General features: G+C 64.2%; 23 protein-coding genes and 3 tRNA genes. 22 read left to right on the forward strand and 4 right to left on the reverse strand.

Translation table 11 applies throughout. The features are described 5' to 3' along the window. Positions 1–302 precede the first annotated feature (302 nt). A complete protein-coding gene (locus E2A64_RS12335) occupies positions 303–1667 on the reverse strand; it encodes an aminotransferase-like domain-containing protein (RefSeq protein WP_158285759.1) in 1365 nt (454 codons plus the stop codon). Between the two features lie 156 nt (positions 1668–1823). Between E2A64_RS12335 and E2A64_RS12340 the strand changes: the two genes are divergently transcribed. The 8 genes from E2A64_RS12340 (at position 1824) to E2A64_RS12375 (ending at position 11011) form a co-directional block, all read left to right on the forward strand. Beyond that, the gene (locus tag E2A64_RS12340; RefSeq protein ID WP_133284779.1) at positions 1824–3320 is read left to right on the forward strand and encodes an ABC transporter substrate-binding protein; all 1497 of its coding nucleotides are present in this window, start codon (positions 1824–1826) and stop codon (positions 3318–3320) included. Between the two features lie 91 nt (positions 3321–3411). Continuing rightward, entirely contained in the window at positions 3412–4365 is a 954-nt protein-coding gene (locus E2A64_RS12345; protein ID WP_133284780.1) for a carbohydrate ABC transporter permease, read from the forward strand. After that, a complete protein-coding gene (locus E2A64_RS12350; RefSeq protein ID WP_133284781.1) occupies positions 4365–5186 on the forward strand; it encodes a carbohydrate ABC transporter permease in 822 nt (273 codons plus the stop codon). Before E2A64_RS12345 ends, E2A64_RS12350 begins: the two co-directional genes overlap by 1 nt. Positions 5187–5196: 10 nt before the next feature. Continuing rightward, positions 5197–6348: an ABC transporter ATP-binding protein gene (locus E2A64_RS12355; protein ID WP_133284782.1), complete on the forward strand. Its 1152-nt coding sequence runs from the start codon at positions 5197–5199 to the stop codon at positions 6346–6348. A 4-nt stretch (positions 6349–6352) separates the two neighbouring features. After that, entirely contained in the window at positions 6353–7879 is a 1527-nt protein-coding gene (locus E2A64_RS12360; protein WP_133284783.1) for an FGGY-family carbohydrate kinase, read from the forward strand. Continuing rightward, the gene (locus tag E2A64_RS12365) at positions 7876–9435 is read left to right on the forward strand and encodes an FGGY-family carbohydrate kinase (protein WP_133284784.1); all 1560 of its coding nucleotides are present in this window, start codon (positions 7876–7878) and stop codon (positions 9433–9435) included. Before E2A64_RS12360 ends, E2A64_RS12365 begins: the two co-directional genes overlap by 4 nt. After that, positions 9432–10106: an HAD family hydrolase gene (locus E2A64_RS12370; protein WP_158285760.1), complete on the forward strand. Its 675-nt coding sequence runs from the start codon at positions 9432–9434 to the stop codon at positions 10104–10106. The genes E2A64_RS12365 and E2A64_RS12370 overlap by 4 nt, the downstream gene beginning before the upstream one ends. Beyond that, positions 10103–11011, forward strand: a complete 909-nt coding sequence (locus tag E2A64_RS12375; protein ID WP_133284786.1) for an SMP-30/gluconolactonase/LRE family protein — start codon at positions 10103–10105, stop codon at positions 11009–11011. Before E2A64_RS12370 ends, E2A64_RS12375 begins: the two co-directional genes overlap by 4 nt. 28 nt (positions 11012–11039) lie before the next feature. Here the strand turns inward: E2A64_RS12375 and E2A64_RS12380 are convergent, their stop codons facing one another. Continuing rightward, positions 11040–11828, reverse strand: a complete 789-nt coding sequence (locus tag E2A64_RS12380; protein ID WP_158285761.1) for an IclR family transcriptional regulator — start codon at positions 11826–11828, stop codon at positions 11040–11042. A 177-nt stretch (positions 11829–12005) separates the two neighbouring features. Here E2A64_RS12380 and E2A64_RS12385 point away from each other — a divergent pair, with 177 nt between their 5' ends. The 12 genes from E2A64_RS12385 to E2A64_RS12440 are packed head-to-tail and all read left to right on the forward strand — an operon-like array spanning position 12006 to position 23801. Beyond that, the gene (locus E2A64_RS12385; protein WP_133284788.1) at positions 12006–12983 is read left to right on the forward strand and encodes a tripartite tricarboxylate transporter substrate binding protein; all 978 of its coding nucleotides are present in this window, start codon (positions 12006–12008) and stop codon (positions 12981–12983) included. A gap of 13 nt (positions 12984–12996) precedes the next feature. Next, positions 12997–13446, forward strand: coding sequence for a tripartite tricarboxylate transporter TctB family protein (locus E2A64_RS12390; protein WP_133284789.1), 450 nt, complete (start codon positions 12997–12999; stop codon positions 13444–13446). Then, complete coding sequence (locus E2A64_RS12395; RefSeq protein ID WP_133284790.1) at positions 13443–14936, forward strand: tripartite tricarboxylate transporter permease; 1494 nt, start codon at positions 13443–13445, stop codon at positions 14934–14936. The genes E2A64_RS12390 and E2A64_RS12395 overlap by 4 nt, the downstream gene beginning before the upstream one ends. A 52-nt stretch (positions 14937–14988) precedes the next feature. Then, positions 14989–15828: a transketolase gene (locus E2A64_RS12400; protein WP_133285061.1), complete on the forward strand. Its 840-nt coding sequence runs from the start codon at positions 14989–14991 to the stop codon at positions 15826–15828. Then, the gene (locus E2A64_RS12405) at positions 15821–16810 is read left to right on the forward strand and encodes a transketolase family protein (protein ID WP_133284791.1); all 990 of its coding nucleotides are present in this window, start codon (positions 15821–15823) and stop codon (positions 16808–16810) included. Before E2A64_RS12400 ends, E2A64_RS12405 begins: the two co-directional genes overlap by 8 nt. 29 nt (positions 16811–16839) lie before the next feature. Continuing rightward, complete coding sequence (locus tag E2A64_RS12410; RefSeq protein WP_244598270.1) at positions 16840–17364, forward strand: 2,4'-dihydroxyacetophenone dioxygenase family protein; 525 nt, start codon at positions 16840–16842, stop codon at positions 17362–17364. Then, positions 17364–18467 carry a glycerol dehydrogenase gene (locus E2A64_RS12415; protein WP_133284792.1) on the forward strand — a complete coding sequence of 368 codons (1104 nt, stop codon included), beginning with the start codon at positions 17364–17366 and terminating at the stop codon, positions 18465–18467. Before E2A64_RS12410 ends, E2A64_RS12415 begins: the two co-directional genes overlap by 1 nt. Continuing rightward, a complete protein-coding gene (locus E2A64_RS12420) occupies positions 18467–19228 on the forward strand; it encodes an SDR family NAD(P)-dependent oxidoreductase (RefSeq protein WP_133284793.1) in 762 nt (253 codons plus the stop codon). The genes E2A64_RS12415 and E2A64_RS12420 overlap by 1 nt, the downstream gene beginning before the upstream one ends. Positions 19229–19240: 12 nt before the next feature. Beyond that, positions 19241–20464, forward strand: coding sequence for an acyl-CoA dehydrogenase family protein (locus E2A64_RS12425; protein WP_133284794.1), 1224 nt, complete (start codon positions 19241–19243; stop codon positions 20462–20464). After that, complete coding sequence (locus E2A64_RS12430; protein WP_133284795.1) at positions 20451–22061, forward strand: AMP-binding protein; 1611 nt, start codon at positions 20451–20453, stop codon at positions 22059–22061. The genes E2A64_RS12425 and E2A64_RS12430 overlap by 14 nt, the downstream gene beginning before the upstream one ends. Further along, positions 22058–23059 carry a phosphotransferase family protein gene (locus E2A64_RS12435; protein ID WP_133284796.1) on the forward strand — a complete coding sequence of 334 codons (1002 nt, stop codon included), beginning with the start codon at positions 22058–22060 and terminating at the stop codon, positions 23057–23059. The genes E2A64_RS12430 and E2A64_RS12435 overlap by 4 nt, the downstream gene beginning before the upstream one ends. A 34-nt stretch (positions 23060–23093) precedes the next feature. After that, positions 23094–23801, forward strand: coding sequence for an SDR family NAD(P)-dependent oxidoreductase (locus tag E2A64_RS12440; RefSeq protein WP_133284797.1), 708 nt, complete (start codon positions 23094–23096; stop codon positions 23799–23801). Positions 23802–23908: 107 nt separating this feature from the next. Here E2A64_RS12440 and E2A64_RS12445 read toward each other — a convergent pair. Together E2A64_RS12445 and E2A64_RS12450 are read right to left on the reverse strand one after the other, a co-directional pair. Next, a tRNA-Thr gene (locus tag E2A64_RS12445) sits at positions 23909–23984 on the reverse strand. A gap of 85 nt (positions 23985–24069) precedes the next feature. After that, positions 24070–24924, reverse strand: coding sequence for a TrmH family RNA methyltransferase (locus tag E2A64_RS12450; protein WP_133284798.1), 855 nt, complete (start codon positions 24922–24924; stop codon positions 24070–24072). Between the two features lie 202 nt (positions 24925–25126). Here E2A64_RS12450 and E2A64_RS12455 point away from each other — a divergent pair. Both E2A64_RS12455 and E2A64_RS12460 read left to right on the forward strand, forming a co-directional pair. Further along, positions 25127–25211 (forward strand) — tRNA-Tyr (locus E2A64_RS12455). 22 nt (positions 25212–25233) lie between these two features. After that, positions 25234–25307, forward strand: a tRNA-Gly gene (locus E2A64_RS12460). Positions 25308–25467: the final 160 nt, after the last annotated feature.

Below are 25467 nucleotides of genomic sequence, written 5' to 3' on the forward strand. Positions count from 1 at the left end.
GAGTCGGGGATGCGGCGATCCTCAGGCGCGAGGTGGAGACCTTCTTCCGGGCACAGGTGCCCTGTCAGGAATGACGGCATCGGAAAGGGATGTTTGGTCTCCACCTCCGTTATCGAAGTTCGAACGGCCTGCTTCTTCTCCCCCACACGATTGATCCGCTCCCCATAGGGTTGGCCTGCTCCCCATAGGGTTGGCTTTCAGCCGATCGGATTTGCGGGTTGAACATCCTCCGGGCTCGCCTCGCGTATGCGTGCGATCCGGTGCAGGGGCCTGCCTTCCCGTGAGCCGAAGCGGTGCAGTTCTCAGGCGCTCCGGCCGTGGGGCCGTGGCGGGTTCTGGAGAATGCGTTCCAGACGGTCGAGGCCCGTCTTGAGCGTATCCAGTGTATCGGGCGCCCCGATGACGATCCGGACCGCATGTGGCACTTCACGCCGTCCGACGACGAAGCTGTGCGTCGGTGCGATGGCGATGCCGTGCGCGGCCGCGGTGTCGACGAATTCTTCGCTGCGCCAGGGTTCGGGCAATGGCAGCCAGATGTGCGGGCTCGTGGGAAGGCTGACCGCGCGCGCCAGCGTCGGATAGGCCGATAGCAGCGATACACGGCGCAGCGCATCAGTCTGCTGCCAGTTCATCATCCTGCCGACGTGTCCCTGCCTGATCCAGCGCGCGGCGATCTCCGCCTGCAGGCGCGAGGACGCACCCGTCGACATGCCGACACCGGACTGGCTCCTGAGCACGCTCTCCGGCGGGGAGACAAGGCAGCCGACCTTCATGCCGGGGCCGGCGATGCGCCCGAGACTGGTGACGAAATGGGTGCGATGAGGGGCGAGCGCGAAGATCGGCGGTTCCTTTTCCTGCCGCAAGGTGCCGTAGATATCGCTCTCGATGATCGGGATGTCGTAGCGCTCGGCAATTTCGGCAATCGCCACGCGGCGCTCATAGGGCAGTACCGCGTTGGTGGGGTTCTGGTTGCGAGGCGTGCAATAGATGGCCGAGATCCGGTGTCCTCCACTGCAGACGGCCTCGAGCGCGTCGGGAAGCATGCCGTGGGCGTCCATCTTCACCGCGGCGAGTTGCCTGTCGAGATAGCCGGCGACGGCTTTCATGCGCGGATCGGTCAGCTCTTCGGTCGCGATCGTCTGCCCCGGATGGGTGATCGTGGACAGGGCGCACATGGCGGCATGTTGTCCGCCATTTGTCACGATGATCTGCTCCGGGCTGGCGGAAATGCCTGAAAGCGAGAGCCAGCCCGCCAATGCCTCGCGATGGCTGAAATCGCCCTGTGTCGGGCAGTTTTCGAGAAGCAGTCCTGCCGCGTCCTCGGCGGCAATGGCGCGTAGCGTCTCGGAGACGAGACCGGGAAGGTCGGCCACCGGCACACGGTAGGTCTGCATGTCGATGGATTGCCCGGCATCCGGCTCCGTCGCCGCGTATTTCGGTTTTATCTCGGATATATAGGTCCCGCGACCGACATGGCTGGTGACGACGCCGAGCTGTTCAAGCTCGCTATAGGCGCGCCCGACCGTGGCAATCGCGATGCCGAGCTGATGTGCGAGTTCGCGCTGCGGAGGCAGCTTCTGGCCAACCGGAATCCTGCGCTGGGCGACACCTTCGATCACGGCCGCAACAATCGCCTTGTAGCGTGGTTTGATGTTCGATTGTACCAAATCTGCAATCATAGGACTATGACAATATAATTCTTGTGTTAGGTCAATACCTCTACTACCGTACTCAAGAACTAAGACAATTGCAATTGGAGTTATGACAATCGTCTAGGTTTAGTGTCGTTGGAGGACGGCGCTTTTCATTTTGGGAGGAGAAGCATGAAAATTCTCAAGAGGCGCACCTGCGCCGAGACCTATGCTCTTGATCAGTTGTCCACCATTGACACCAAGGGTCTTATTTCCCGTCGCGAGCTGATGCGCCGGGCCTCGCTCTTCGGCGCGGCCGCAACGCTGGGCACGTTCGGTGGCGTGCTGGGCTCGGTCGGTCATGCCGCCGGCGGCAAGGTGAAGGTCGGCCTCGACAGCGGCGCCTATACCCCGATCCTGAAGGAATTCGCCACGGAGTTCCGCGAAGCGACCGGAACCGAGGTGGAGTTCCTGTCCTATCCGCTCGGCAACATGTACGACCAGAACCTGCTGGCGCTTCGGCAGGGCGAGGCCCGTTTCGACGCCTTCGACTTCTGGCCGAACTTCACCGGCGATTTCGGTCCGTTCCTGACGCCGCTTGAAGAGGTCGGCACCCTCGAGGATCTCAATTTCTCGGACATCGCCAAGCCGTTCCAGCTGCTCAACATCTATGAGGGGAAAACCGTCGGCGTGATGATCGACGGCGACCTCTTCATGGATACGGTCCGCACCGACCTGTTCGAGAACGCCGACGAAATGAAGGCGTTCCAGGCGAAATACGGTTACGAGCTGGCGGCGCCAAAGGACTGGAAACAATATCGCGACACGGCGGAATTCTTCACCCGGCCGGATCAGGATCTCTATGGTGCGGTCGAGGTCACGAGTTTCTTCGTCTACGCCTTCTTCATCAACCAGCTGGTTCAGGCGGGTGCCGAGAAGGGCGAGCGCTACGGCGAGCTCTTCGATGAGCAGATGAAGCCGAAGCTGGTCAATGATACGGCAATTGCCGCACTTGACCGCTATCGCGAGATGACAGGTTTCATGCCCTCCGACCTCGCCATGGCAATGCCCTGGGATGTGGGCCGCCAGATCTTTTTCGATGGTCGGGTCGCCCAGGCCAACTGGTGGACCGACATGCCGAAGGGGGCGGCCGACCCGTCGATCTCCAAGGTCGCCGACAAGATCAAGTGCGCGCCGAGCTGGGGAGAGGTCACCGTTCTGCCCTATGGCCGCGCCATGGGCATCGCCAGGAACTCGGCGAACAAGGAAGGCGCCTTCCAGGCAATCGCCTGGCTGCAGAGGTCGGCGAACGCCAACCGCTGGGTGGCTGAGACCTTCTCCCAGTCGTTGATGGATCCCTGGCGGATGAGCATGTTCAACGAGCCGTCGAGCACGTTCCCGCTCCAGGCAGAATCCGGCTTTGCCGAGAATTTCGCCTCGGTGTCCAAGGAGCTTCTGGACAGCAAGAAGGCCTATCTCGACATCTCGATCCCCGGCACCAACCAGTATCTGGCGTCGATGATCCAGCACGTTCAGCGCGCGGTGACGGGACAGGCCTCCTCCGAGGAGGCGCTGAAGGCGATGGAAAGCGAATTCGAGGAGACCACCGAGGTCTTCAATCGTGATCGGCAGATTGCCCATTACGACGAATATCGCCGGCGGATGATCTCCAACGGCTACTGGACCTGACGCCCAGGGGAGAAGGGCGGGGCGGTCCTTGCGGCCGCCCGCCCGATACGGCTCCGCCTGGAGCGTGACCGCGGAAAAATCCGGAAATTCGATGACTGACATTGCACCGACACTGACGATCAGCCGGCCACCGGCCGGAGAGCGGGCAAAGCGGGAAAAAGCCGCCGAGCGCCGGTCGACCATGATCCTGCTCGCGCCGGCACTCGTCTTCCTGACGCTGATGTCGATCTGGCCTTTCGCCTATCTGCTCTACGCGTCCTTCACATCCTATCAGCTGGCCATTCCGATCCCTATCGAGTGGGTCGGTCTGGACAACTTCACCAAGCTGATGGGTGGCGCGCGGTTCTGGTCGAGCCTCGGCATCACCGCGATCTTCGCGCTCGTGGCCGTCCCGCTGCAGATCCTGGCGGGACTCGGGCTTGCCATGCTGATCAATTCCATCTCGCGCGGTCGGGAAATCTACGCCTCGCTCTTCCTGATCCCGATGATGCTCGCGCCGATCATCGTCGGCTTTTCGTGGAACCTGTTTCTCAATCCGATCTACGGTCCGCTCAACGCGCTTCTCCGCTCGCTCGGCTTCCAGCCTCCCGCCTGGGCGCAGTCGCCGGAATGGGCGCTGCCGACCCTGGTCGCGGTCGATGTGTGGCAGTGGACGCCGCTCGTCATGATCATTCTTCTCGCAGGCCTTCGGTCGATCCCGCCACGCGTCTTCGAGGCGGCCAAGGTGGACGGGTCCAACCGCGTCCAGACATTCTTCAACATCATCCTGCCGATGCTGGCACCCTACATGGTGGTGGCCTTCGTCCTGCGCTTCATCGACAGTTTCAAGGTGTTCGATATCATCTACATCCTGACGCGCGGCGGCCCGGGGACGTCGACGCAGAACCTCGCCTATTACACCTATGACGTTGGCTTCAGCCGCTTCCAGTTCGGCAGTGCCGGTGCCTTGAGCATCATCCAGCTGGTTCTGCTGGTCGTGGGAACCACAGTCATCCTGTCGGCGGTGCGTCGGCGGAGTGCTGCCGGCGAAGGAGGGAGCCGCTGATGTCCCGTTCCGTCTTTCACGAAGCCCTGCGTCATCTCGCGCTTCTGCTGATCCTGTTTGCGGTCCTGTCGCCGCTGCTCTGGCTGCTTCTGACCGCGTTCAAGCCCTATGGCGAGCTGTTCAACAATCCGCCGACCATCCTTCCGGAAGCGGCAACGCTGGTGAACTTCACCGAGGGCTGGGAGATCGGTGGCGGCAAGGGCATCATGGACAGCCTGATCGTATCGTCCATCTCGACGTTGATCTGCCTGATCCTCGGGTTCCCGGCGGCCTATGCGCTGGCACGGCGGTTTCCGCCGCACGGTCAGCTGAGCTTCACCATCCTGTCGCTCCGGATGATGCCGCCGATCGTGCCGGTCATCGGTTTCTATCTGCTGTTCCAGGAGCTTGCGCTCTTCGACACCTATACGGGGCTGATCATCGTCTACACCTTCATGAACCTGCCGCTGGTGATCTGGCTGCTTGCCGAGTTCATGCGGCAGATTCCCAAGTCCTACGAGGAAGCCGCACGGGTCGACGGTGCGACGTGGTTCCAGCTCTTCCGCGACGTGCTGCTGCCGCTGTCGCTGCCGGGCGTTCTGACGGCAGGCATACTCGCCATGATCTTCGCCTGGAACGAGTTCCTGTTCGCGCTGGTGCTGACGGGGGATGCGGTGATCACGCTGCCCAAGGCGCTGGCCAGCTTCTTCCTGTTCCAGCAACCCAACTGGGGTCAGCTGGGCGCCATCGGCATCGTTGCCTTCGGCCCGCTGCTCCTGCTTTCCTACTACATGCAAAGACTGCTCATCCGCTCGTTTTCCATCGAGCTGGGCGGCCGTTGAGGTAACCAACATGGCATCCATCGAACTTCAGAACGTCAACAAGTGGTACGGCAACGCCATCCATGCCGTGCGCGATATTTCCTTCAAGATAGAGGATGGCGAGTTCTTCGGCCTGCTGGGGCCGTCCGGCTCGGGCAAGACTTCGGTGCTGCGCATGCTTGCGGGCCTTGAATCGGTCACCGAGGGCGACATCCTGTTCGACGGCGTCTCGGTGACCGACCAGACGCCGCAGCAGCGCAACATCGCCATGGTCTTCGAGCAGAATGCGCTTTATCCGCACATGACCGCGCGGCAGAACATCGGCTATCCGCTCAAGATCCGCGGCAAGTCGAAGGACGAGATGGACAAGATGGTCGGCGACGTCGCCCGGATGCTCCATATCGACCACCTGATCGACCGCCGTGCCTCGCAGATGTCGGGTGGCCAGCAGCAGCGCGTTGCGATCGCCCGCGCTCTCGTCCGCCGGCCCAACCTTCTTTGCCTCGACGAGCCGATCGCCCATCTCGACACGCTGCTGCGCGCCCGTCTGCGCGGCGAGCTCAAGCGTCTTCAGCGGTCGCTCGGCACCACATCGGTGATCGTCACCCACGACCCGATCGAAGCGATGACGATGACCGACCGGCTCGCGGTGATGCGCGACGGCGTGCTGCAGCAGATCGGCAGCCCGGACGACATCCACAACCGCCCGGTCAACGCCTTCGTCTCGCAGTTCTTCGGGCTTCACTCGATGAACCTGTTCCGGGTGGACAATCTCAAGGAGAGCGCCGGTGCCTTCAGCGGGCAGCTCAACGGGACCCATGTCGACGTGCCGCGGTCGGCGACGGGCTATGCCAATGGCCTGGGACAGCTGCTTGTCGGCTGCCGTCCCCACGCGGTTATCTTGGTCAAGGAGGGGGAGACACCGCCGCCGGACACGTTCCGTCTGACCGGCCGGGTCTATGTCGCCGAACCGCTCGGCGAGGTCACGCTCGTGACAATCCAGGTCGGCGACCTGACGGTGCAGGCGCTTGATCCGCGCAAGCGCGATTATGCCATCGACGAGGAGGTCATAGTCACGGTGCCGCAATCGGCTCTTTACGCCTTCGATACCGGAACCGAGGCGACCATCGCCTTCGGCAGCGCGGACGAACCGCTTCCGACCGCGGATCTGAAGGCCGGCTGACGTCATGCGCTACCTCCTCGGCATCGACAAGGGGACCTCCATGGTCAAGTCCGTCGTCTTCGACGAGGACGGGCGGACCGTCGGCGCGTCCGAGGAACGGGTGGAGGTTCTTTCTCCGCGTCCGGGCTGGCACGAGGAGGATCCCGAAGCGAGCTGGCAAGCCTGCTGCCGGACGATCCGCGGTGCCATCGCCGAGGCCGGCATCTCGGCGGATGAGATCGCCGCACTCGGTATCGCCGCACATATGGGCGGAGCCTGGATCGTCGATGCCGATGGGATGGCCTTGCGCAACGCCGTCTGCTGGCCGGACGAACGGGCTCAGCCGCTGCTCACCGAACTCGGGGAGAAAGGCGTCCTCGACGAGGCCTTCACCATTTCCGGGAACGGTCTCATGCCGGGCATTACCCTGATGATCCTCGCCTGGCTCAACCGCCACGAGCCGGACATTCGGCCCAGGGCAAGGGCGGTGCTCTGCGCAAAGGACTATTTCCGGTTCCGGCTGACCGGCAGGATCGCCACAGATCCGTCGGACGTCTCCTTCGTTCCCGGCGATATCGATGCGCGGAACCATTCTTCCAGGCTTGCGGCATTGCTCGGTGCCGGGGGCTGGGATGACGCGATGCCCGAAATCCTCGGCTCCGATGCCATTGCAGGCGAAGTTACGCAGGTGGCGGCGGAGGCGACCGGCCTCAGGGCCGGCACGCCGGTGATCACCGGCTGCGGCGATGCGGTCGCCAATGTGATCGGCGCGGGCGGCAGCCGGCCGGGCGAAGCGATCACCGTTCTCGGCACGTCCTGTCTCAACTCCCTGATCGTCGACCGGCCGGGGCGGGAGCCGCCGGGGCTGGGCTTCCTGTTCGCCATGCCGGGGGACACCTATCTCCGGATCCTGCCCAACACGTCCGGCACCATCACCATGGACTGGTTCCTCGATCATTTCGGCGGGATGCGAACGGATGCCGGAGCCTGGGATTTCCGCGCCATGGAGAAACGCGTCGCCGAAGCCCCGCGCGGGGCGGACGGCGTTCTGCTTCTCCCTTACGTCAATACCGCAGGCGTACTCGCACCCTTTTACGATCCGCGCGCACGGGGCGCCTTCTTCGGCATGAGCAACCAGACGACGCGGGATCACCTCATGCGCGCGGTCTACGAGGCGCTGGCCTATGCCACGCGCGACTGTTTCGAGGCGATGCCCGGCGGACGGGATGTTCTGACCCTGACCGGCGGCGGCGCGCGCAGCGCCTTCTGGGCGCAGATGTTCGCCGATGTCTGCAAGCTGCCGATCGAGATCTCGGCGGCCGCGCAGACCGGGGCAGCGGGCGTGGCGCTGATGGCCGGTGTCGCCGTCGGCATCTGGCCTGATCTCGCCACCGCGCAGGCCAAGACCTCGTCAGTCTCCGCGCGCTACGAACCGGACCCCGTCGCAAGCGCGGATTACGATCGCTGGTACGACCTCTATCGCGATGTCAGGGAGACCTATCGCACATATTCCGCCCGCCGTTCCGAAACCGTCGGGAGGGCGAGCGCATGAGCCATATCGTCGGCATAGACAAGGGCACCACTGCCACGAAGGCCGTCGTCTTCGAGACCGGGACCGGGAGGGTCGTCGGCAGCGCCAATCGTGCCACCCACGCGCTTCACCCTCTTTCCGGGTGGCACGAGGAAGACATGGAGGTCACCTTCGATCGCGTCGCGGATTGCATCCGTGCCGCGATTTCCGATGCGGGCCTGACGGGGGCGGACATTTCAGGCGTCGGCGTGTCGGGACATATGGGCGGTCTCTGGGCGCTCGGTGCCGATGGACGACCGGCCGGCCATGCCATCGCCTGGCCCGACGCAAGGGCAGGCGAGATCGTTGCCGCCTGGACGCGTGAAGGCAAGACGGAGGAAATCTACGAGATCTCCGGCAATGCGCCGATCCCCGGCGTGCCGCTCGCACTTCTTGCCTGGCTCAAGGCCAACGATCCCGAACGCTATGCGTCGCTGCACCGGATTGCCTTTGCCAAGGACTATATAAACTACCGGCTCACCGGTCGCTTCGTCACCGACGAATCCGATATCTCCTTCTTTCCCTGCGATATCCGCAAGCGGGCGTTTTCGCACCGGCTTTTCGATATCGCCGGCATTCCGGAAGTGGCTGGCAAGCTGCCGGATGTGCTGCCGACCGGATCGCTCGTGGGCGAGGTGACGGAAGAGGCCGCCGAACGGACCGGGTTGAAGCCGGGAACGCCAGTCGTCACCGGCGCCGGCGATGCGGTGTCGGCAGCACTCGGGGCAGGGGCCGTGCTGCCGGGGCAGGCTGTCACCGTCATCGGCACCAGTTTCATGAACAACCTGACGACCGACCGGCCCGTGATGGAGCCGGCAGGCGTCGGATTCCTCTTTCTGATGCCCGGCGGCGCGTGGCAGAAGCTGATGGCCAATACCGGCGGCGGCTCCCTGTGTCTCGACTGGGCGCTGCGCGCATTCGATCACGACCGCCTGGCCGCGGCCGGCGAGGATCGCGGCGGCTTCTTCGCCACGATGGAGGCGGAAGCCGCGGAGGTTCCGCCGCTCGCCAACGGCGTCTTCACCCATCCCTATTTCAACACGTCGGGCATGTCTGCGCCCCGCTTCATCCCGGAGGCCCGCGCCTCGATCTTCGGTTTCGACAGCGCCACCGGCCGGGCCCAGATGGTCCGTTCGGTCATGGAAGGCGTCGCCCTTTCGATGGTCGATTGCTACGCGGCGCTCGACGGCTCGGTCGACGAGATCCGGCTGACCGGCGGCGGCGCACGATCCAGGCTCTGGGCGAAAATCTGTGCGGCGGCGATGAACCGGCCGCTCGGATTGCTCGAGGCCGAGGAGACGGGCGCGCTGGGCGTTGCCGTTCTGGCGGCGGTCGCAACCGGCCAGCATCCCGATCTGGCGACGGCCACCCGGTCCATGGTGCGTCTCGCCGATACGGTCGAACCCGATGCCGATCTCGCGGCGATCTATGCCGATGCCTATCCGCTCTTCCGCGATCTCGGCAGAGATCTCGAGCCATTGTGGCGCAAGCGCGCCGAAATCCTATCACAGCAAGGTAAATGTCAGGACACACCATGAATGCCAGGGCCGCGCGTCACGTATTGTTCGATCTGGACGGAACGCTGGTTGATACCCGCGCGGCGGTCGAATGCACCTATCGGAAGGTCTTTTCTGACGTTCTCGACCGCGACTTTCCCCCGCCCAACCTGCCGGCGGAAGTCTTCGCCATGCGACCGGCGGAAGTCTTCCACGAGGTCGAGCCCGGCCGGGCGGAAGAACTCTACGACGCCTACCAGCGAAGCTACCCGACCTGTTCGGGTCATGTGCGCACCTTTGACGGGGCGGCCGACCTTGTCCGAGACCTGATCGCCGACGGTCGCAAGCCGAGCCTGGTGACCAACAAGGGGCTGGAACGCACATTGATGGACTTGTCCGTTGCGGGCATCCCGCCTGAACAGTTCGCGGCCATCGTGACCGCCGAGGACACGGTGGAGAGAAAACCGCACCCCGCACCCATTCTGCTGGGGCTTCAGCGCGCCGGTGCCGATGCGGCGAATGCGATCTATGTCGGAGACGGCCCGCAGGATATCCTGGCCGCGAGGGCCTGCGGCATGGAGTGCATCTCCGTCACCTACGGTTTCTACGGCGTCGAAGAACTCCAGGGACTTGGACCCCGCTCGATCGCCGCGACGATAGCCGAACTTGCCGAAGAACTCGGAGTCGGCGCTTTCCGGGGGACAACCGCATGAGGCGCTTCGACATCCTGGCGGAAAACCTCCAGTTTCCCGAAGGCCCGGTGGTGATGCCGGATGGCGCGGTCGTGGTGACCGAGATCGCCAGGGGGTGTTTGACGCGCATCAGCATGGATGGTGAAATCTCCATGCTCGCCGATACCGGCGGCGGCCCGAACGGAGCCGCACTCGGCCCCGACGGCATGCTCTATGTCTGCAACAATGGCGGCTTTTCCTGGAACACCGAGAGCGGGCTCAAGCCGCATGGCCGCGCCGAGGACAATGCCGGCGGTTCGATCCAGAAGGTCGATCCGGAGACCGGGACGGTAGAGACGCTCTACACCGCCTGCGGCGATATCGTGCTGCGCGCGCCCAACGACATCGTCTGCGACGCCCATGGCGGCTTCTACTTCACCGATCACGGCCACCGCTCCGGTCGCAAGCTCGATTTCGGCGCGGTCTTCTATGCCAAGCGCGACGGCAGCCACATCAACCAGGTGGCCTTTCCGCTGATCGGACCGAACGGTATCGGCCTCTCGCCGGATGGCAGGACACTCTACGTGGCCGAAACGTCTTCGGGACGGCTGTGGTCCTATGCGATCGCGGCGCCGGGTGAAGTGGAGACGCCGAGCTGGCCGTCGCCTACCGGCGGCGACCTGCTCGCCGGGCTTCCGGGATTCCAGCGCTATGACAGCCTGGCGGTAGAGGAATGCGGCAATGTCGCCGTCGCCACGCTACGGCTCGGGGGCATCAACGTGGTCTCCCCGAAGGGCGACCTGGTCGAGCGCATCGAGCTTCCCGACCCCTATACCACCAATATCTGCTTCGGGGGTCCCGACCGGCGCACCGCGTATATCACGCTTTCGAGTACCGGCCGTCTCGTCCGCATGGAATGGGCGCGGCCGGGACTTCTGTTGAGCTGAGGAGGAGTGCGGCGCGCGGGTTTCCTCGTCAGCCGGCGAGGTAGCCGAGCCGTCTGGAGATGTCACGGGCGGAGGCCATCAGGCCCTCGGTGAGTTCGGTTTCCCGGGCCTGCAGCGTCTGGGCGAGGCCGCCAATGCTGATCGCGGCTATGGCCCTGCCGTGCGCATCGAAGACCGGTGCGCCGAAAGCGCCGACGCCCGGCGTGACGTCCTCCATGCTTCTCGAATAGCCTCGCTTCATCGTTTCATCGCGAACGGCATGCAGGTCCTCGACACGGATTATCGTTCTGTTGGGGCGTTCGAGCGGGCACAGCGCGGCCAGATTGTCGAAAAGATCCTGGCGATAGGACATGAGCGCAAGCGGTCCGCCGCCGGCATGCAGCGGCAGCGACTGGCCGATGTCGAGCACCATGATCTGTACCTGGGAATTCCCCTCGATTCGTTCGAGACAGACCCCGCGAAGTCCGTCCGGCACCAGCAGATAGACGGTTTCGCCGAACCGCGCGGCCAGCTCGGAGATGGCCTGGCTCGCTTCCTGGCGGAGCCTCAGCGCGTTGACCGCGACCGAGCCAACGCGGAACACCTTCAAGCCGAGCTGGTAGCGATCTCCGTTCCTGACGACCCATTCGAGGTGCTCGAGCGTACCGAGAAGCCGGTAGGTCGCCGTCCGGCTGTATCCGCCCAGGCGGACGATCTCTCCGAGCGTCAGTTGCGGTGCCTTGTCGGAAAACAATTCCAGCAAGCGAAGCGCCTTCTCGACCGAGGCGACGTAGTTCTTCGGATCGAGTTCGATTTTTCGGCCCTGTTCATCAGCCATCTTTTTCACGCTCCCCGGCCGTCCGATGCGAAACCTGCAGATGCTTGTTGACTCACAATGCCCCAAAAGCAATAGTGCGTCTTGTTCGGATAGCGGATATAAAATCCGGAATCCGGACAAATAACAAGAGCAGGAGCGAGCCGGGAGGATGCGGCTCGTCTTGAGGAGGAGAACACAATGACCAACACGAGTTTCGGAATCCGCGCGTCGCTGCTCGGCGCGACAATGCTTGCCGCCGCGTCCGCCTATCCCGCCCATGCGCAGGATTTTCCGTCCGAACCGATCCGTATCGTCATCGGATTCGCCGCGGGCGGATCGACTGACACCAATACGCGGGCGCTCGCCAATGCCGCCGAACAGGTCTGCGACGCGGATATCGTCATCAGCAACCAGCCGGGCGGCTCCGGTGTGCTGGCGCTCGAGACGGTGCGCAACAGCGAGGCTGACGGCTACACGATGGCCACCACGCCGACCGAGATCAGCGCGCTGAAGCATCTGGGGCTCAGCGACGTCACCCATGAAGACTTCAAGGCCGTCATGCGTTTCATTTTCGATCCCCACGGTTTCTTCGTTCGGTCGGGCTCGGATTACAAATCGATGGACGACGTGATCAATGCGGCGAAGAACGGGACCAAGATCCGTATCGCGACGTCGGGACCGGCCAGCCCCTATGCGGTCACCTTCCAGGACGTGGCCCGCGCGGCCGGCGTCTCGGGTCAGTTCGTCAACATTCCCTACCAGGGGGATGCGCTAGCCATTCCCGCCGCGTTGAGCGGTGAGGTGGACCTGATCGTGACGAACGCTTCGAATGTGGTCGGTCAGGTCAAGTCGGGCGATTTCGTTCCGCTCGGCGTGGCGACCGACGAGCGGATCGATGTCATGCCGGACGCGCCCACGCTCAAGGAAGTGGGTATCGAGGTGACCGGCGGGTCGATCTACGGTCTGGCGGCACCGAAGGATACGCCCGAGGATCGCGTTGCCGCGCTCAACGACTGCTTCAAGAAGGCCTTCGACTCCGAGAGCTTCCAGTCATTCATCGCCAAGACCGGGGTCAATCCGGCCTATCTCGGCGCCGAGGACTTCGATGCCTACCTGACGGACGAATACACCCGGTACGGTGAGCTTCTCAAAACTCTCGGCCTCGCCAAGAACTGAGCTGGCACGGATCATGTCCAAAGGCTCCGTCATACCGCCGGTGCTGGTGCTGCTGTTCGGAATAGGGGTCCTGGCCGCTTCGGCCGGGATCCGTCCGGGCATGCTCGACCAGGATCCCGGGCCGGCATTCATGCCGCGTATCTGCGGTGCAGGGCTCATTTTGTTGTCTCTGTATCTCTTCTTCGACCGTGAACCTCATGAGGGGCTTCCAAGAGGCGGATCGCTGGTGAAGGTGATCGGCACGGCGGTCCTGCTGCTGGCCTATCTCAACCTGATCGAACCGCTCGGCTTTCCGCTCTCGACGGCGCTGTTCCTCGGTTTCGAGGTTTTCATCATCGGTATCCGGAATCCCGTCGTGCTCGTCGCCGCGCCGATCATGCTGAGCGGTGCCATCTACTATCTCTTTCGATACGGCCTCGACGTCGCGCTGCCTGCAACCCGCCTGTTCGGAGTGCTGATATGAGTGGCTGGTACGAAGGCCTGTCCGCGCTGATGGATCTCTCCGTTCTGGTGATGATCCCGCTCGGTGTCGTGCTCGGGATTGCCGTCGGAGCAATCCCCGGTCTTTCCGCGACGGTCGGAATGGCGATGTTCCTGCCGTTCACCTTCACGCTCGATCCGCTGACGGGTCTCGTCCTTCTCCTCGGGATCTACAACGGGGCCTGCTATGCTGGCGCGATTCCAGCGGTCCTGCTGCGCACTCCCGGAACGCCATCTTCCGCGGCAACGACGCTCGACGGTTATCCGATGGCGCAGAAGGGGCAGGCCGGGCAGGCCCTGACCATCTCGCTGGTGGCGAGCGTGGCGGGCGGTTTGATCGGCACATTGCTTCTGTCGCTGTTTGCGCCGGCGCTCGCCCGATATGCGCTGTCTTTCGGCACGCCCGAATATTTCGCGATCGCCATCCTCGCACTGACCATCATCGCGTCCGTCGGTGGAGGCTCGATGGCCAAGGGCTTCGTCAGCGCCTTCATCGGCCTGACGATCGCCTCCATCGGTTTCGATCCCATCGCAGGCTTTCCGCGACTGTCGTTCGACAATACCTCGCTTTCCGGCGGCATCTCGCTCATCCCCATGCTGGTCGGCATATTCGGTGTCTCCGAAGCCCTGATCCAGCTCGAACGGGTCAGCAACATGCATGAGCGGATGACCGCGCTCGGGTCCTTCCGCATGGGCGCCGGCTGGGTGAAGCGTCTCGGCCCGACCATGATGGGCTCCACCTTGGTCGGCTTCTTCTCGGGAATGCTGCCGGGTGTGGGCGGTGATATCGGTGGCTATCTGGCCTATAACGAGACCAAGAGGCTGGCCAAGCCGGGAGACCGTTTCGGCGAGGGCGAGCCCAAAGGTGTCGTGGCAGCGGAAGCCGCCAACAATGCCAGCAACATGGGCTCCCTCATTCCCACCCTCGCGTTGGGCGTGCCCGGCAATACCCAGTCGGCCGTTCTTCTCGGCGCGCTGCTGATCGCCGGCGTTCAGCCGGGGCCCGGGCTGTTTGCCGCTGCGCCGGAACTCGTCTTCGGATCGTTCCTGGCCATGACGCTCGCCTATGCCTGCATGCTGGCCATCGGACTGCTCGGCATCCGCCTTTGGGTCCGTGTCGTCCAGATCCCTGCCGTCTATCTCTGGCCGCTCGTCCTCGTCTTCTCCGTGGTCGGTTCCTATGCGGTCCGCAACGAGCCCTTCGATGTTCTCGTGATGCTGATGGCCGGGGTGCTGGGCTACCTGATGACGAAGGCCAATTATCCGGTCGCTCCTCTTCTCATTGCCGCGATCGTCGGCCCTATCGCCGAAGAGAACTTCCGCCGGTCGATGATCCTGAACGAAGGCAGCCTGACCTGGCTGTTCCAGCCGCTGACGGCGACCATCCTCTTGCTGGCGGCGGCCTCCGTCGTCTTCACCTTTGTCCGCCACCGGAAAACCCAGCGTCCCGCGCGCGCCGACGAGGCGTCGTGAGGGGTGTTCAATCGTGGGAGAAACTTATGAAAATCGGGAGATTACCGTCGTGTTGAGATCGAACTTTCCGCCGGCCACGGCGAACCTCGAAGAACTGGGCGCCCGCGCTCTCAACCTGCGTCGCAAGATGATGCACATGGCTTCGGGAAAGGGCGAGGGCTATATCGCCCAGGGCCTCGGGATCGCCGACTGTCTGGCCGCCATCTATTTCCACGAGCTGCGCCACGACCCCGCGCGGCCGGACTGGCCGGACCGCGACCGCTTCCTCCTGTCGACCGGGCACTACTCGATCGCCATGTATGCGGTGCTTGCCGAAGCCGGATATCTCTCGGACGACGAACTGCCGACCTACGGCCTGAACGGTTCCGCGCTGCCCATGAGTACCTTTGACGAAACGGTGGGCGTGGAGATCGTCGGCGGCTCGCTCGGTCACGGGCTGGGCCAGGCTGTCGGCATGGCGCTGGCGCTCAGGCTCGACAAGTCGAGCGCCCGGGTCTTCTGCGAATTCTCGGACGGCGAACTGGACGAAGGTTCGACCTGGGAAGCCGCGATGGGTGCCGCCACCTTCAAGTGTGACAACCTCGTGGCGCTGATCGACTGCAACGGCATCCAGGCCGACGGTCCGGTGACCGTCGCCATCGAGCCGGTCGCCGACAAGATGACCGCCTTCGGCTTCGAGACCTACGAGGTCAACGGCAACGACATGGCAGCCCTCGTCGACGCACTCGGAAAGTGCCGGGAGCCGAACGGCAAGCCGAAAGCCATCGTGCTCCGCACCACGCCGGGCTTCGGCGTGCCCACCATCATGGCCCGTGACCGGGCCCACTTTGTCCGCGTCGGCAACGACGAATGGGATTCGCTCATCGAAGAGTTGGAGAGAGAAAATGGCTGACAGCCAGACGATAGGAAACCGCACGCGCGGTATGGGCGAGATCGTCGACGTGGCCGGCAAGGTGACGGAGACGGCGCCTTTCGGCAACACGCTTGCCGAGATGGCGAAGACCCGGCCGGAGATCGTCGGCCTGACCGCCGACATGGGCCGCTATAGCGACATCCTGCCGTTTCGCGACGCGCATCCAGACCGCTTCTTCAATGTCGGCATGGCCGAGCAGAACCTGATCATGGTCGCAGCCGGCCTCGCCAAGTCCGGCAAGATCGCCTATTGCACCACCTATTCGGTTTTCATCACCCGCCGCGCCTATGATTTCGTCGCCATCGCCTGCGCGCACTCGATGGCGAACGTGAAGATCTTCGCCGGCATGCCGGGCCTCGTGAACGGCTATGGCGCCACCCACCAGGCGACCGAAGACATCAACATGATGCGCGGCATCGCCGATCTGACGATCATCGATCCCTGCGACGCCACCGAATTCAAGCAGGTGGTCCGCGCGGTGGCCGATATCCCTGGCACGGTCTATGTCCGCAATCTGCGCGGCAAGGTGCCGGTCGAACTCCCCGAGGACTACCGCTTCGAGGTCGGCAAGGCGAAAGTGCTGCGCGAGGGCGACGGCGAGATCGGCATCATCTCGACGGGCTACATGAGTGCGCGCGGCCTTGATGCCGCGAAGATGGCGGAAAGCGACGGCAAGAATGTCGGCGTGCTGCATGTCGGAACCATCAAGCCCTTCGACACCGCCGGCGTCATCGCCTTCGCCAAGCGCTACAAGCAGCTGATAATCGCGGAGAACCACAAGACCACCGGTGGCCTCGCGACACTCGTCATCGAAGCGCTCTACGAGGCCGGCATCCAGAAGCCGCTGGTAAAGATCGGCCTGGCCGACAGCTTCTTCGAGTGCGGTTCGCAGGAATATCTCGAAAGCAAATACGCGGTCGACATTCCGCGGTTCATGACCGCCATCCGCGACGGCGTGTGAAGCACGGGCAGGAGAATGGGAGAAAAGCGATGAACAGGATCGACACGAGCAAGGTGGCCTATGCCAGGCCGCAGCCTTTCGGAATGGTCGCGGACGTCTTCGTTCCCGGCGCCCTCGATCTCGATGGGGACGAGGCGCTCTGGGTGCCGCAGGCGGACGGCGTATGGTTCAAGCCGCTCGTCCTGTGCGTGAGCCAGGGTTACTACGTCAACCTCCTGCGGGTGCGCAATTCCGGCGTGCTCTCGCGCCATCGCCACGCCGGACCGGTGCATGCCTTCACGCTCCGTGGCCGGTGGCGCTATCTCGAACACGACTGGGAGGCCGTGCCGCAGAGCTACGCCTTCGAACCGGCCGGCGAAACCCATACGCTGGTGGTGCCCGATGACGTCGAAGAGATGGTCACCCTGTTCCATGTGACGGGCGGCTACGTCTATGTCGACCCGCAGGGCGTGGCGCTCGGCTACGAGGATGTCTTCACCAAGCTCGAGGCCACGCGCCGTCATTACGCGGCGATCGGTCTGGGCGAGGAACGCGCGATGGAACTGGTGCGCTGATGGCGGGTTCGGCACTGCGCATTTTCGGCAGTCCCAGGCGCTACCTTCAGGGACCCGGCGCGCTCGACGAGCTCGGCGTGAACGCCCGCCGCTACGGGCCTGATCCCGTTCTCGTCGGCGACGCCCATGTGATGACCATGCTCGGGGACAGGCTTCGCAGCCTCTGCGAGGCCGAGGGGCTTGCGCCGGTCTGCCTGACACTCGACGGCGAGATCACCCGCCAGGCGATCGCCGGGCTCGAAAAACAGCTCGTCGGCCGCGATGTCAGTCTCGTCATCGGTGTCGGCGGCGGCAAGTCGCTCGATGCCGCCAAGGCGCTTGCGGTCCTGATCGGGAAGCCGGTCTTCACCGTGCCCACCATCGCCTCCAACGATTCTCCCACCAGTGCGGCAATCGCCATGTATGACGACAACCACGTCATGATTGCCGTCGACCGGATGGAGGCCAATCCGGATCTGGTTCTGGTCGATACGGCGCTGATCGCCCAGGCCCCGGTCACTTTCCTTCTGGCCGGCATCGGCGATGCGATCTCGAAGAAATTCGAGGCCGACGGCTGCCTCGCCGGGACCGGCGTGACCCCCTTCGGCACGCGGCCCTTGCTGACGGCGATCGCCATTGCCGATTGCTGCTACCGGACCATCCGTCAGCACGGTGCGGCGGCGGTGACGGCATGCAGGCGCAAGGAGGTCACGCCCGAACTTGAGGCGGTCATCGAGGCGGCGGTGCTGATGAGCGGCCTCGGTTTCGAGAATGGCGGCCTGTCGCTGGCTCACTCGCTCACCCGCGGCATCGTCAAGACGCGCGATGCGATGAACGCCATTCACGGCTACCAGATCGCCTGGGCGCTTCTGGTGCAATGGGCTGCGGAAGAGCGGGCCGACGAAGATCTTCTCGACCTGATGGCGTTTTACCGCGAGATTGGCCTGCCGGCATCGCTGCCCGAGCTCGGGATGAGGAACCCGACCGGGAGGGAGATCGACCAGATGGCCGAATGGACCATGGTCGCGCCCCATCTCGCCAATCTCGACAGGCCAGTCGATCCGGTCATGCTCGCCGCAGCCATTCGGCGGGTGGAAACCCTGGCCGGAGAGGAGGCACAGTGATGGCTCACAATGATCCGTTGTTCGATATTTCGGGAAAACATGCCCTGATCACGGGGGCTTCGAGCGGGCTGGGGCGGCATTTCGCCCATCTGCTCGCATCGCGCGGTGCCACGGTGGTTCTCGCCGCCCGCCGCGCCGAAGCTCTCGAGGAGGCATGTCGCGCGATCCGGGCTGACGGCGGTACCGCCCGGCCGCTGGTCCTCGATGTCGCCGACGGCGCGGCGGTCCGCAAGGCGCTTGCCGACGAACCGCTCGACATCGTCGTCAACAATGCAGGGATATCGCGTACCGGTGCGCTGATCGATCTGCCGCCGGAAGACTGGCAGAGCGTCATCGACGTCGATCTGTCGGCTGCCTTCCACGTCGCCCAGACGGCGGCGCGCGGCATGCGCGATCGCGGGCAGGGCGGATCGATCGTCAATGTCGCCTCCATCCTCGGCAAGCGCGTCGCCGGGGGTGTCGGCGCCTATACCGCGGCCAAGGCGGGGCTCGTGCAACTGACGCGCGCCATGGCGCTCGAATGGGCGCGCTTCGGCATAAGGGTCAATGCGCTCTGCCCGGGCTATTTCAGCACCGAGATCAATCAGGGCTTTTTCGAAAGCGAACACGGACAGGCGATGGTCAGGCGCGTTCCCATGCGCCGGATCGGCGAACTTGCCGAACTCGACGGTCCGCTCCTGCTGCTCGCATCGGACGCGGGCCGGTTCATGACCGGCACGGAAATCGTCGCGGATGGCGGCCATCTCGTTTCAGGACTCTAAGGACAAGGCTCCATGGATTTCACGATTTCACCCGCGCTCGAAGATCTCAGACAACGCATTGCCGCCTTCGTCGAAAGCGAGGTCCTGCCGCTCGAGAGCGACGAGGGGGCGTTCGACGATCACGAGAACATCCGTCTCGATCTTCTCGACGAACTCCGCGCCAGGGCGCGCGCTTCGGGCCTGTGGTGCCTGCAGCTGCCCGAGGAAGACGGCGGTCTCGGCGTCGGTCGGACCGGCATGGCCGTCTGCTACGAAGAAATGAACCGCTCGATCTTCGGTCCGGCGGTCTTCAACAGCGCGGCGCCCGACGACGGGAATATGATGGTGTTGTCGATGCTCGGCACCGAGGCGCAGAAGCGGGAATGGCTCGAACCGATCCGCGACGGCAAGGTCCGCTCCGCCTTCGCCATGACCGAGCCTCATCCCGGCGGCGGCTCCGACCCGTCGATGATCGCCACCAAAGCGGTCAAGGACGGCGAGGACTATGTCATTTCCGGGCACAAATGGTTCATCACCGGGGCGGGTGAGGCAAGCCACTTCATCCTCTTGGCGCGGACGAGCGACGATGCGCGTAACGGCCTCACCGCCTTCCTTTTCCACAGGGATCAGCCCGGATGGGAGATCGAGCGCCGCATCGGCATCATGGGGCCGGAGGAACATGGCGGCCATTGCGAACTGAGCTTCGACGGGCTGCGCGTCCATGAGAGCCGGATCCTTGGCGGGCTGGGGCGTGGTCTGAAGGTGACACAGACGCGGCTCGGACCGGCGCGGCTCACCCACTGCATGCGCTGGCTCGGTCTTGCCAAGCGCTCGGTCGAAATCGCCTCGGAGTATGCCGCCAGGCGCGAGGGTTTCGGGGTTCGGCTGGCGGATCGCGAGAGCATCCAGCTCATGCTCGGCGACCTCGGCATGCAGATCGAGATCGGCCGGCTTCTGGTGATGAAGGCGGCCTGGGCCATCGACCGCGGCGAATATGCGCGTGCGGAGGTCTCCATGGCCAAGATCCACGTCGCCAACGTGCTGCACCGGGCGGTCGATCGGGCCATCCAGATCAACGGCGCGCGCGGCTATTCCAAGGATACAGTGCTCGAATGGATCTATCGCTACGCCCGTCAGGCGCGTCTCGTCGACGGTGCCGACGAGGTGCACAAGATGGTCATCAACCGCGAGATGGCGGCCAGGGGAAGGGATTTCTGGTCCTGGCGGGTCGAGGGAGCAGCGGATGAACTGGACTGATCCGCATCTGGAGCGGCGCGAGGCGAATTTCCAGCCGCTCAATCCCGTTCGCTTCCTGGCGCGCGAGAACGAGGCCCATCCCGAGCGCACCGCCGTCATCTGGCGCGATCGAAGCTGGACCTACGGCCAGTTCAACACGCTGGCCGTGCGGCTTGCCGAGCTCATGCGCGGCGAGGGGATCGTCCGCGGTGACGTTGTCTCCATCCTCTCGCGCAACCGGCCGGAAATGCTTGCGGCGCATTTTTCGGTACCGGCGCTTGGCGCGGTTCTCAACACCATCAATACCAGGCTCGACGCAGAGGCGATCGCCTATATCCTGCGCCACGCCGACACGAAGCTGCTGCTCGTTGACGAAGCCGTCGGCGCCGCGGCTATCGAGGCGGCTGCCGAGGCCGGCGTCGCGGTCATCCGGCTGGGCGATGGCGCGGGGCAGGGCGAAACTGGCGAGTTGCTATCAGGCGAGGTCGATCCGGACGCCCGTCTCGACGAGCGCGCCATCGCCGACGAATGGCAGCCCGTCTGCCTGAACTACACGTCCGGCACCACCGGCAACCCGAAAGGCGTCGTCTATCACGCCCGCGGCGCCTTCCTGAACGCCATGGGCAATGCGCTCTCGCTCGGCTTCGGCGCCGGGACCCGCTATCTCTGGACGTTGCCGATGTTCCACTGCAATGGCTGGGCCCACACCTGGGCCGTCACCGCCGCGGGCGGCACGCATGTGTGCCTCGATGCGGTGGAGCCGGCGACCATTCTCGACCTCGTCGCCGATGCCGGCATCACCCACATGTCCTGCGCGCCGGTGGTGCTTTACATGCTCCTCAACCACCCGAAGGCCGCAGCGCTGAAGGGGACGGAGCGGCGCGTCTCCGTGGCCACCGGAGGGGCGGCGCCGACCGCCTCGCTGATCAGCCAGCTCGATGCCATCGGCTTCGATCTCGTCCATCTCTACGGTCTGACCGAAAGCTACGGTCCGGCCTCCATCGGGGAACTCGCCGATGACATGAGCGACGACGATGCCGTCATCAAGGCCGAATGGCTGGCGCGGCAGGGCGTGCGGCACAAGACCTCCGGCGATATCCGCATCGTCGACACCGAGACCGGTATCGACCAGCCCTGCGACGGCGTCTCGGCCGGTGAAATCCTTTTGCGCGGCAACACGCTGATGGCGGGCTACCACAAGGATCCGGAAGCCACCGAGGCGGCCTTCGCCGGCGGCTGGTTCCACACCGGCGACATCGCGGTGCGCGAGCCCGGTGGCGCCATGCGGATCACCGACCGCGCCAAGGACGTCATCATTTCAGGCGGCGAGAACATTTCCTCGCTCGAGGTCGAATCGGTTCTCCATCGTCATCCCGCCGTCATGCTCGCCGCCGTCGTCGCCATGCCGGACGAGAAGTGGGGCGAGACCCCTTGCGCCTTTGTCGAGCTCAAGCCGGGGGGCGGCGTCGATGCCGGGGAACTGGCGAGCTTCTGTCGCGCTCACCTCGCGGGCTTCAAGGTGCCGCGGCACTTCATTTTCAACGAACTGCCCAAGACGGCGACCGGCAAGATCCAGAAATTCCTCCTGCGCGAGCAGGCGAGGGGATACGGTCAATGAGTGCCGCGATCGACACGGCGGCTTTCGCCGGCTGGCTGCGCGCGAACGATCTCGGCGATCTCGAGACGATCGAAGCCATTGCCGGCGGGCAATCCAATCCGACATTCTTCCTCCGCGCCGGCGGCAAAGCCTATGTGCTGCGCAAGAAGCCGGGCGGCCCGATCCTCAAGGGCGCGCACGCCGTCGATCGCGAATATCGCGTGCTCACGGCGCTGTCGCAAACGAAGGTGCCCGTGCCGGAGCCTGTTGCTTTCTGCGACGATACCGCCGTCCTTGGCACCGAATTCTATCTGATGGAGCGGCTCGAGGGCCGCGTCTTCCACGATGCCTCGCTGCCGGGCCTGGATCCGGACGAACGGCGCGCGATCTATCTTTCCATGGCCGAGACGCTGGCGCGGCTCCATGCGGTGCGTCCGGACGAGGTCGGCCTCGGCGATTACGGCCGCCCCACCGGCTATTTCGGCAGGCAGTACCGCCGCTGGCTCTCGCAGTGGCAGGCCGCCGAGGGCATGGACATTCCCGAACTCGACCGGCTGGCCGCTTGGCTGGGCGATCACCTTCCCGAAGATGACGGCCAGGTGGCCATCGTCCATGGCGACTACCGCATCGGCAATCTGATCTACCATCCGACGGAGCCGGAAGTGGTCGGCATTCTCGACTGGGAACTCTCCACGCTCGGCCATCCGCTCGCCGATCTCGGTTTCTGCTGCATGGCCTGGCGCACCACGCCGGAAGAGTATGGCGGCATCCGGGGATTGGGCGCGGAGGCCGAAGGCATCCCCTCGCGAAAGGATTTCGTCGCCCACTACATGGGCCACGCTATTTCCGCGGCCCCGCTCGCACCGGTGCACGAGGCCTTCGCCCTGTTCCGCTTCGCCGTCATCTTCGTGGGCATCGCCGAGCGCGCCCGACAGGGCAATGCGGCGGGCGCGGAGGCAGAAAGGCTCGCGCCTCTCGCCGGGCGGTTTGCCGCCCGAGGGCTCGAACTCATCGCCTAGCAACCCATCAGCAATCACAAGCCAGGAAACACCCATGTCGGAAACAAGGAAAATCGCAGTCGTTACCGGTGGCGGCACCGGGCTCGGACAGGCCTGCGTCAAGCAGCTTCTGGGCGATGGCTTCAAGGTCTGGTCGCTCGGGCTCGACGTCGAGGAGAAAATCGACGATCCGAACCTGGTCGAACGGCATTTCGACATCACCGACAGCGCCGCCATTTCCGGCCTTGCGGCAGAGTTCGAAGGCGTGGATGCGCTCGTCAATGCGGCCGGCACCATTCTTCACGACCGGCGCGAGTTCACCAATGACGGTTTCGACAAGGTGATGGAGGTCAATTTCCGCGGAACCCAGCAGCTCTGCCTCGCACTCGAAAGCCAGCTCAAGAACCGTCGCGGTTCCATCGTCAATTTCGCTTCCATGTGGTCGATCTTCGGCTCGACCGGAAACCCGGCCTATTCGGCCAGCAAGGGCGCCATCGATTCCTTCACCCGCGCGCTCGCGGCATCCTGGGGTCCGGCAGGGGTGAGAACCAATGCGGTCGCGCCCGGATGGGTGAAGACCCGCATGGCGATAAACGCGATGAGCAATCCCGAACGGGCCGAGCCGATCATGAGACGCATCCCGATGGCGCGCTGGGGTGAGCCGAGGGAGGTGGGGCAGGTCGTCGGCTTCCTCGTTTCCCCGGCCGCGAGCTACATCAACGGCGTCACGCTGCCCATCGATGGCGGCTATGCGATCGCCTGAGGTTCGCCACGGACAGGCGGAGGGCGTCCGGATCAGTGATCGGGCTCTGCCGGTTCGTCACGCGTGGCAACCGGATGGGACAGGACGGGGAAGCTTGGAAAGAGAAATGGTGCCCCCGGAGAGACTCGAACTCCCGACCACCTGATTACAAATCAGATGCTCTACCAACTGAGCTACAAGGGCACGGTTTCCGACTACCAATAACGGGATTCGCAGGCAAGAGGGAAACGCGCATTAGCGTCGATGCGCGCTTCTTTTATCGTCTTTTCTATCGCGTCGCGAGATGGCCGCCGGCCGCATAGAGCGAGATGGCCGCGGCATTCGAGACGTTGAGCGACTTGATGACGCCGGGCATGTCGAGACGCGCGAGCGTATCGACCGTCTCGCGGGTCTTCTGGCGCAGCCCCTTGCCCTCGGCGCCGAGCACGAGGGCGATCCTGTCGCCGGTAAAGCTCTTTTCGAGGACGTCGGGACCTTCCGAATCGAGACCGATGGTCTGGAAACCGGATTTCGCCAGCGTCTGCAGGGCCTCGGCCAGGTTACGGACCTCGATATGGTCGATGTGTTCGAGCGCACCCGAGGCCGATTTGGCCAGCACGCCCGATTCGCTGGGGCTGTGGCGCGACGTGGTGATCAGCGCGCCGGCGCCGAAGGCGACAGCCGAGCGCAGGATCGCGCCGACATTGTGCGGATCCGTGACCTGGTCGAGCACCAGGACGAGCTTCGCATCTCCGAGCGAATGGAGCGGCTTGGGGGTAAGCGGCCTGGATTCGATCAGCACGCCCTGGTGGACGGCATCCGAGCCGAGTACCTTGTCGATCGCCTTCGGTTCGACGATCTCCACCTCGAAGGGCAGGGCGGTCTCGTCATCGATCTCGAGGCGCTGCAGGGCGTTGCGGGTGACCATCATGCGGGCGATGCTGCGTGACGGATTGTCGAGCGCCGCGCGCACGGTGTGCAGGCCGTAGATATGGACCATGCCGTCCGGCGGGCCGTCACCGGGGGGAATCGCAGGGCGCTTGCTCTTGGGGGGAGGGCCGCCGAACTTGGCGTCGCGATGGGCCCGGCGCAGCCTTGCGTAATGGCTGTCCTTGTTGCCCGTTTTGTCGTCTTTCTTGTTCATGTGCGTGCTTATAGCGGGAGCGAAAGCGATTGGATACGGGGTTGGCAGGCCGGAAGCAAAAACAATGGGATGAAATCTCAATCCGCCGGTTGACAGGCCAAGACGCAATCGTCATAAGGCGCATCGTTGTTCCCCGCGGACGGTTCGCCGCCCGCAGGCGTTGGTGTAAATGGTCTCAGACGCATTTGCTCCGTATGCAGTTGGAGGGGTGCGTGAGTGGTTAAAACGGACGGACTGTAAATCCGTTGCCTATGGCTACGTTGGTTCGAATCCAACCCCCTCCACCACTGCTTGTTCGGAACGCCGGACGCGGGTATAGCTCAATGGTAGAGCAGCAGCCTTCCAAGCTGAATATGCGGGTTCGATTCCCGCTACCCGCTCCAGGGCGTCATTTACCCCCAACTTTCTGTTTCCTATCGCTTATTCGCAGGCTCGATCGCCGCCTGTCGGGGGCTTGTGGCCGTCCGTGGGGCAGTCGCGCGTCCAGTCTTCCGCGGAAATCGGCAATAGGCCTTGTCTTTTGGTGGTATAGCCGCTAATTGC

The sequence above is a fragment of the Pseudohoeflea suaedae genome (genome assembly GCF_004354915.1).
GTDB lineage: Bacteria > Pseudomonadota > Alphaproteobacteria > Rhizobiales > Rhizobiaceae > Pseudohoeflea > Pseudohoeflea suaedae.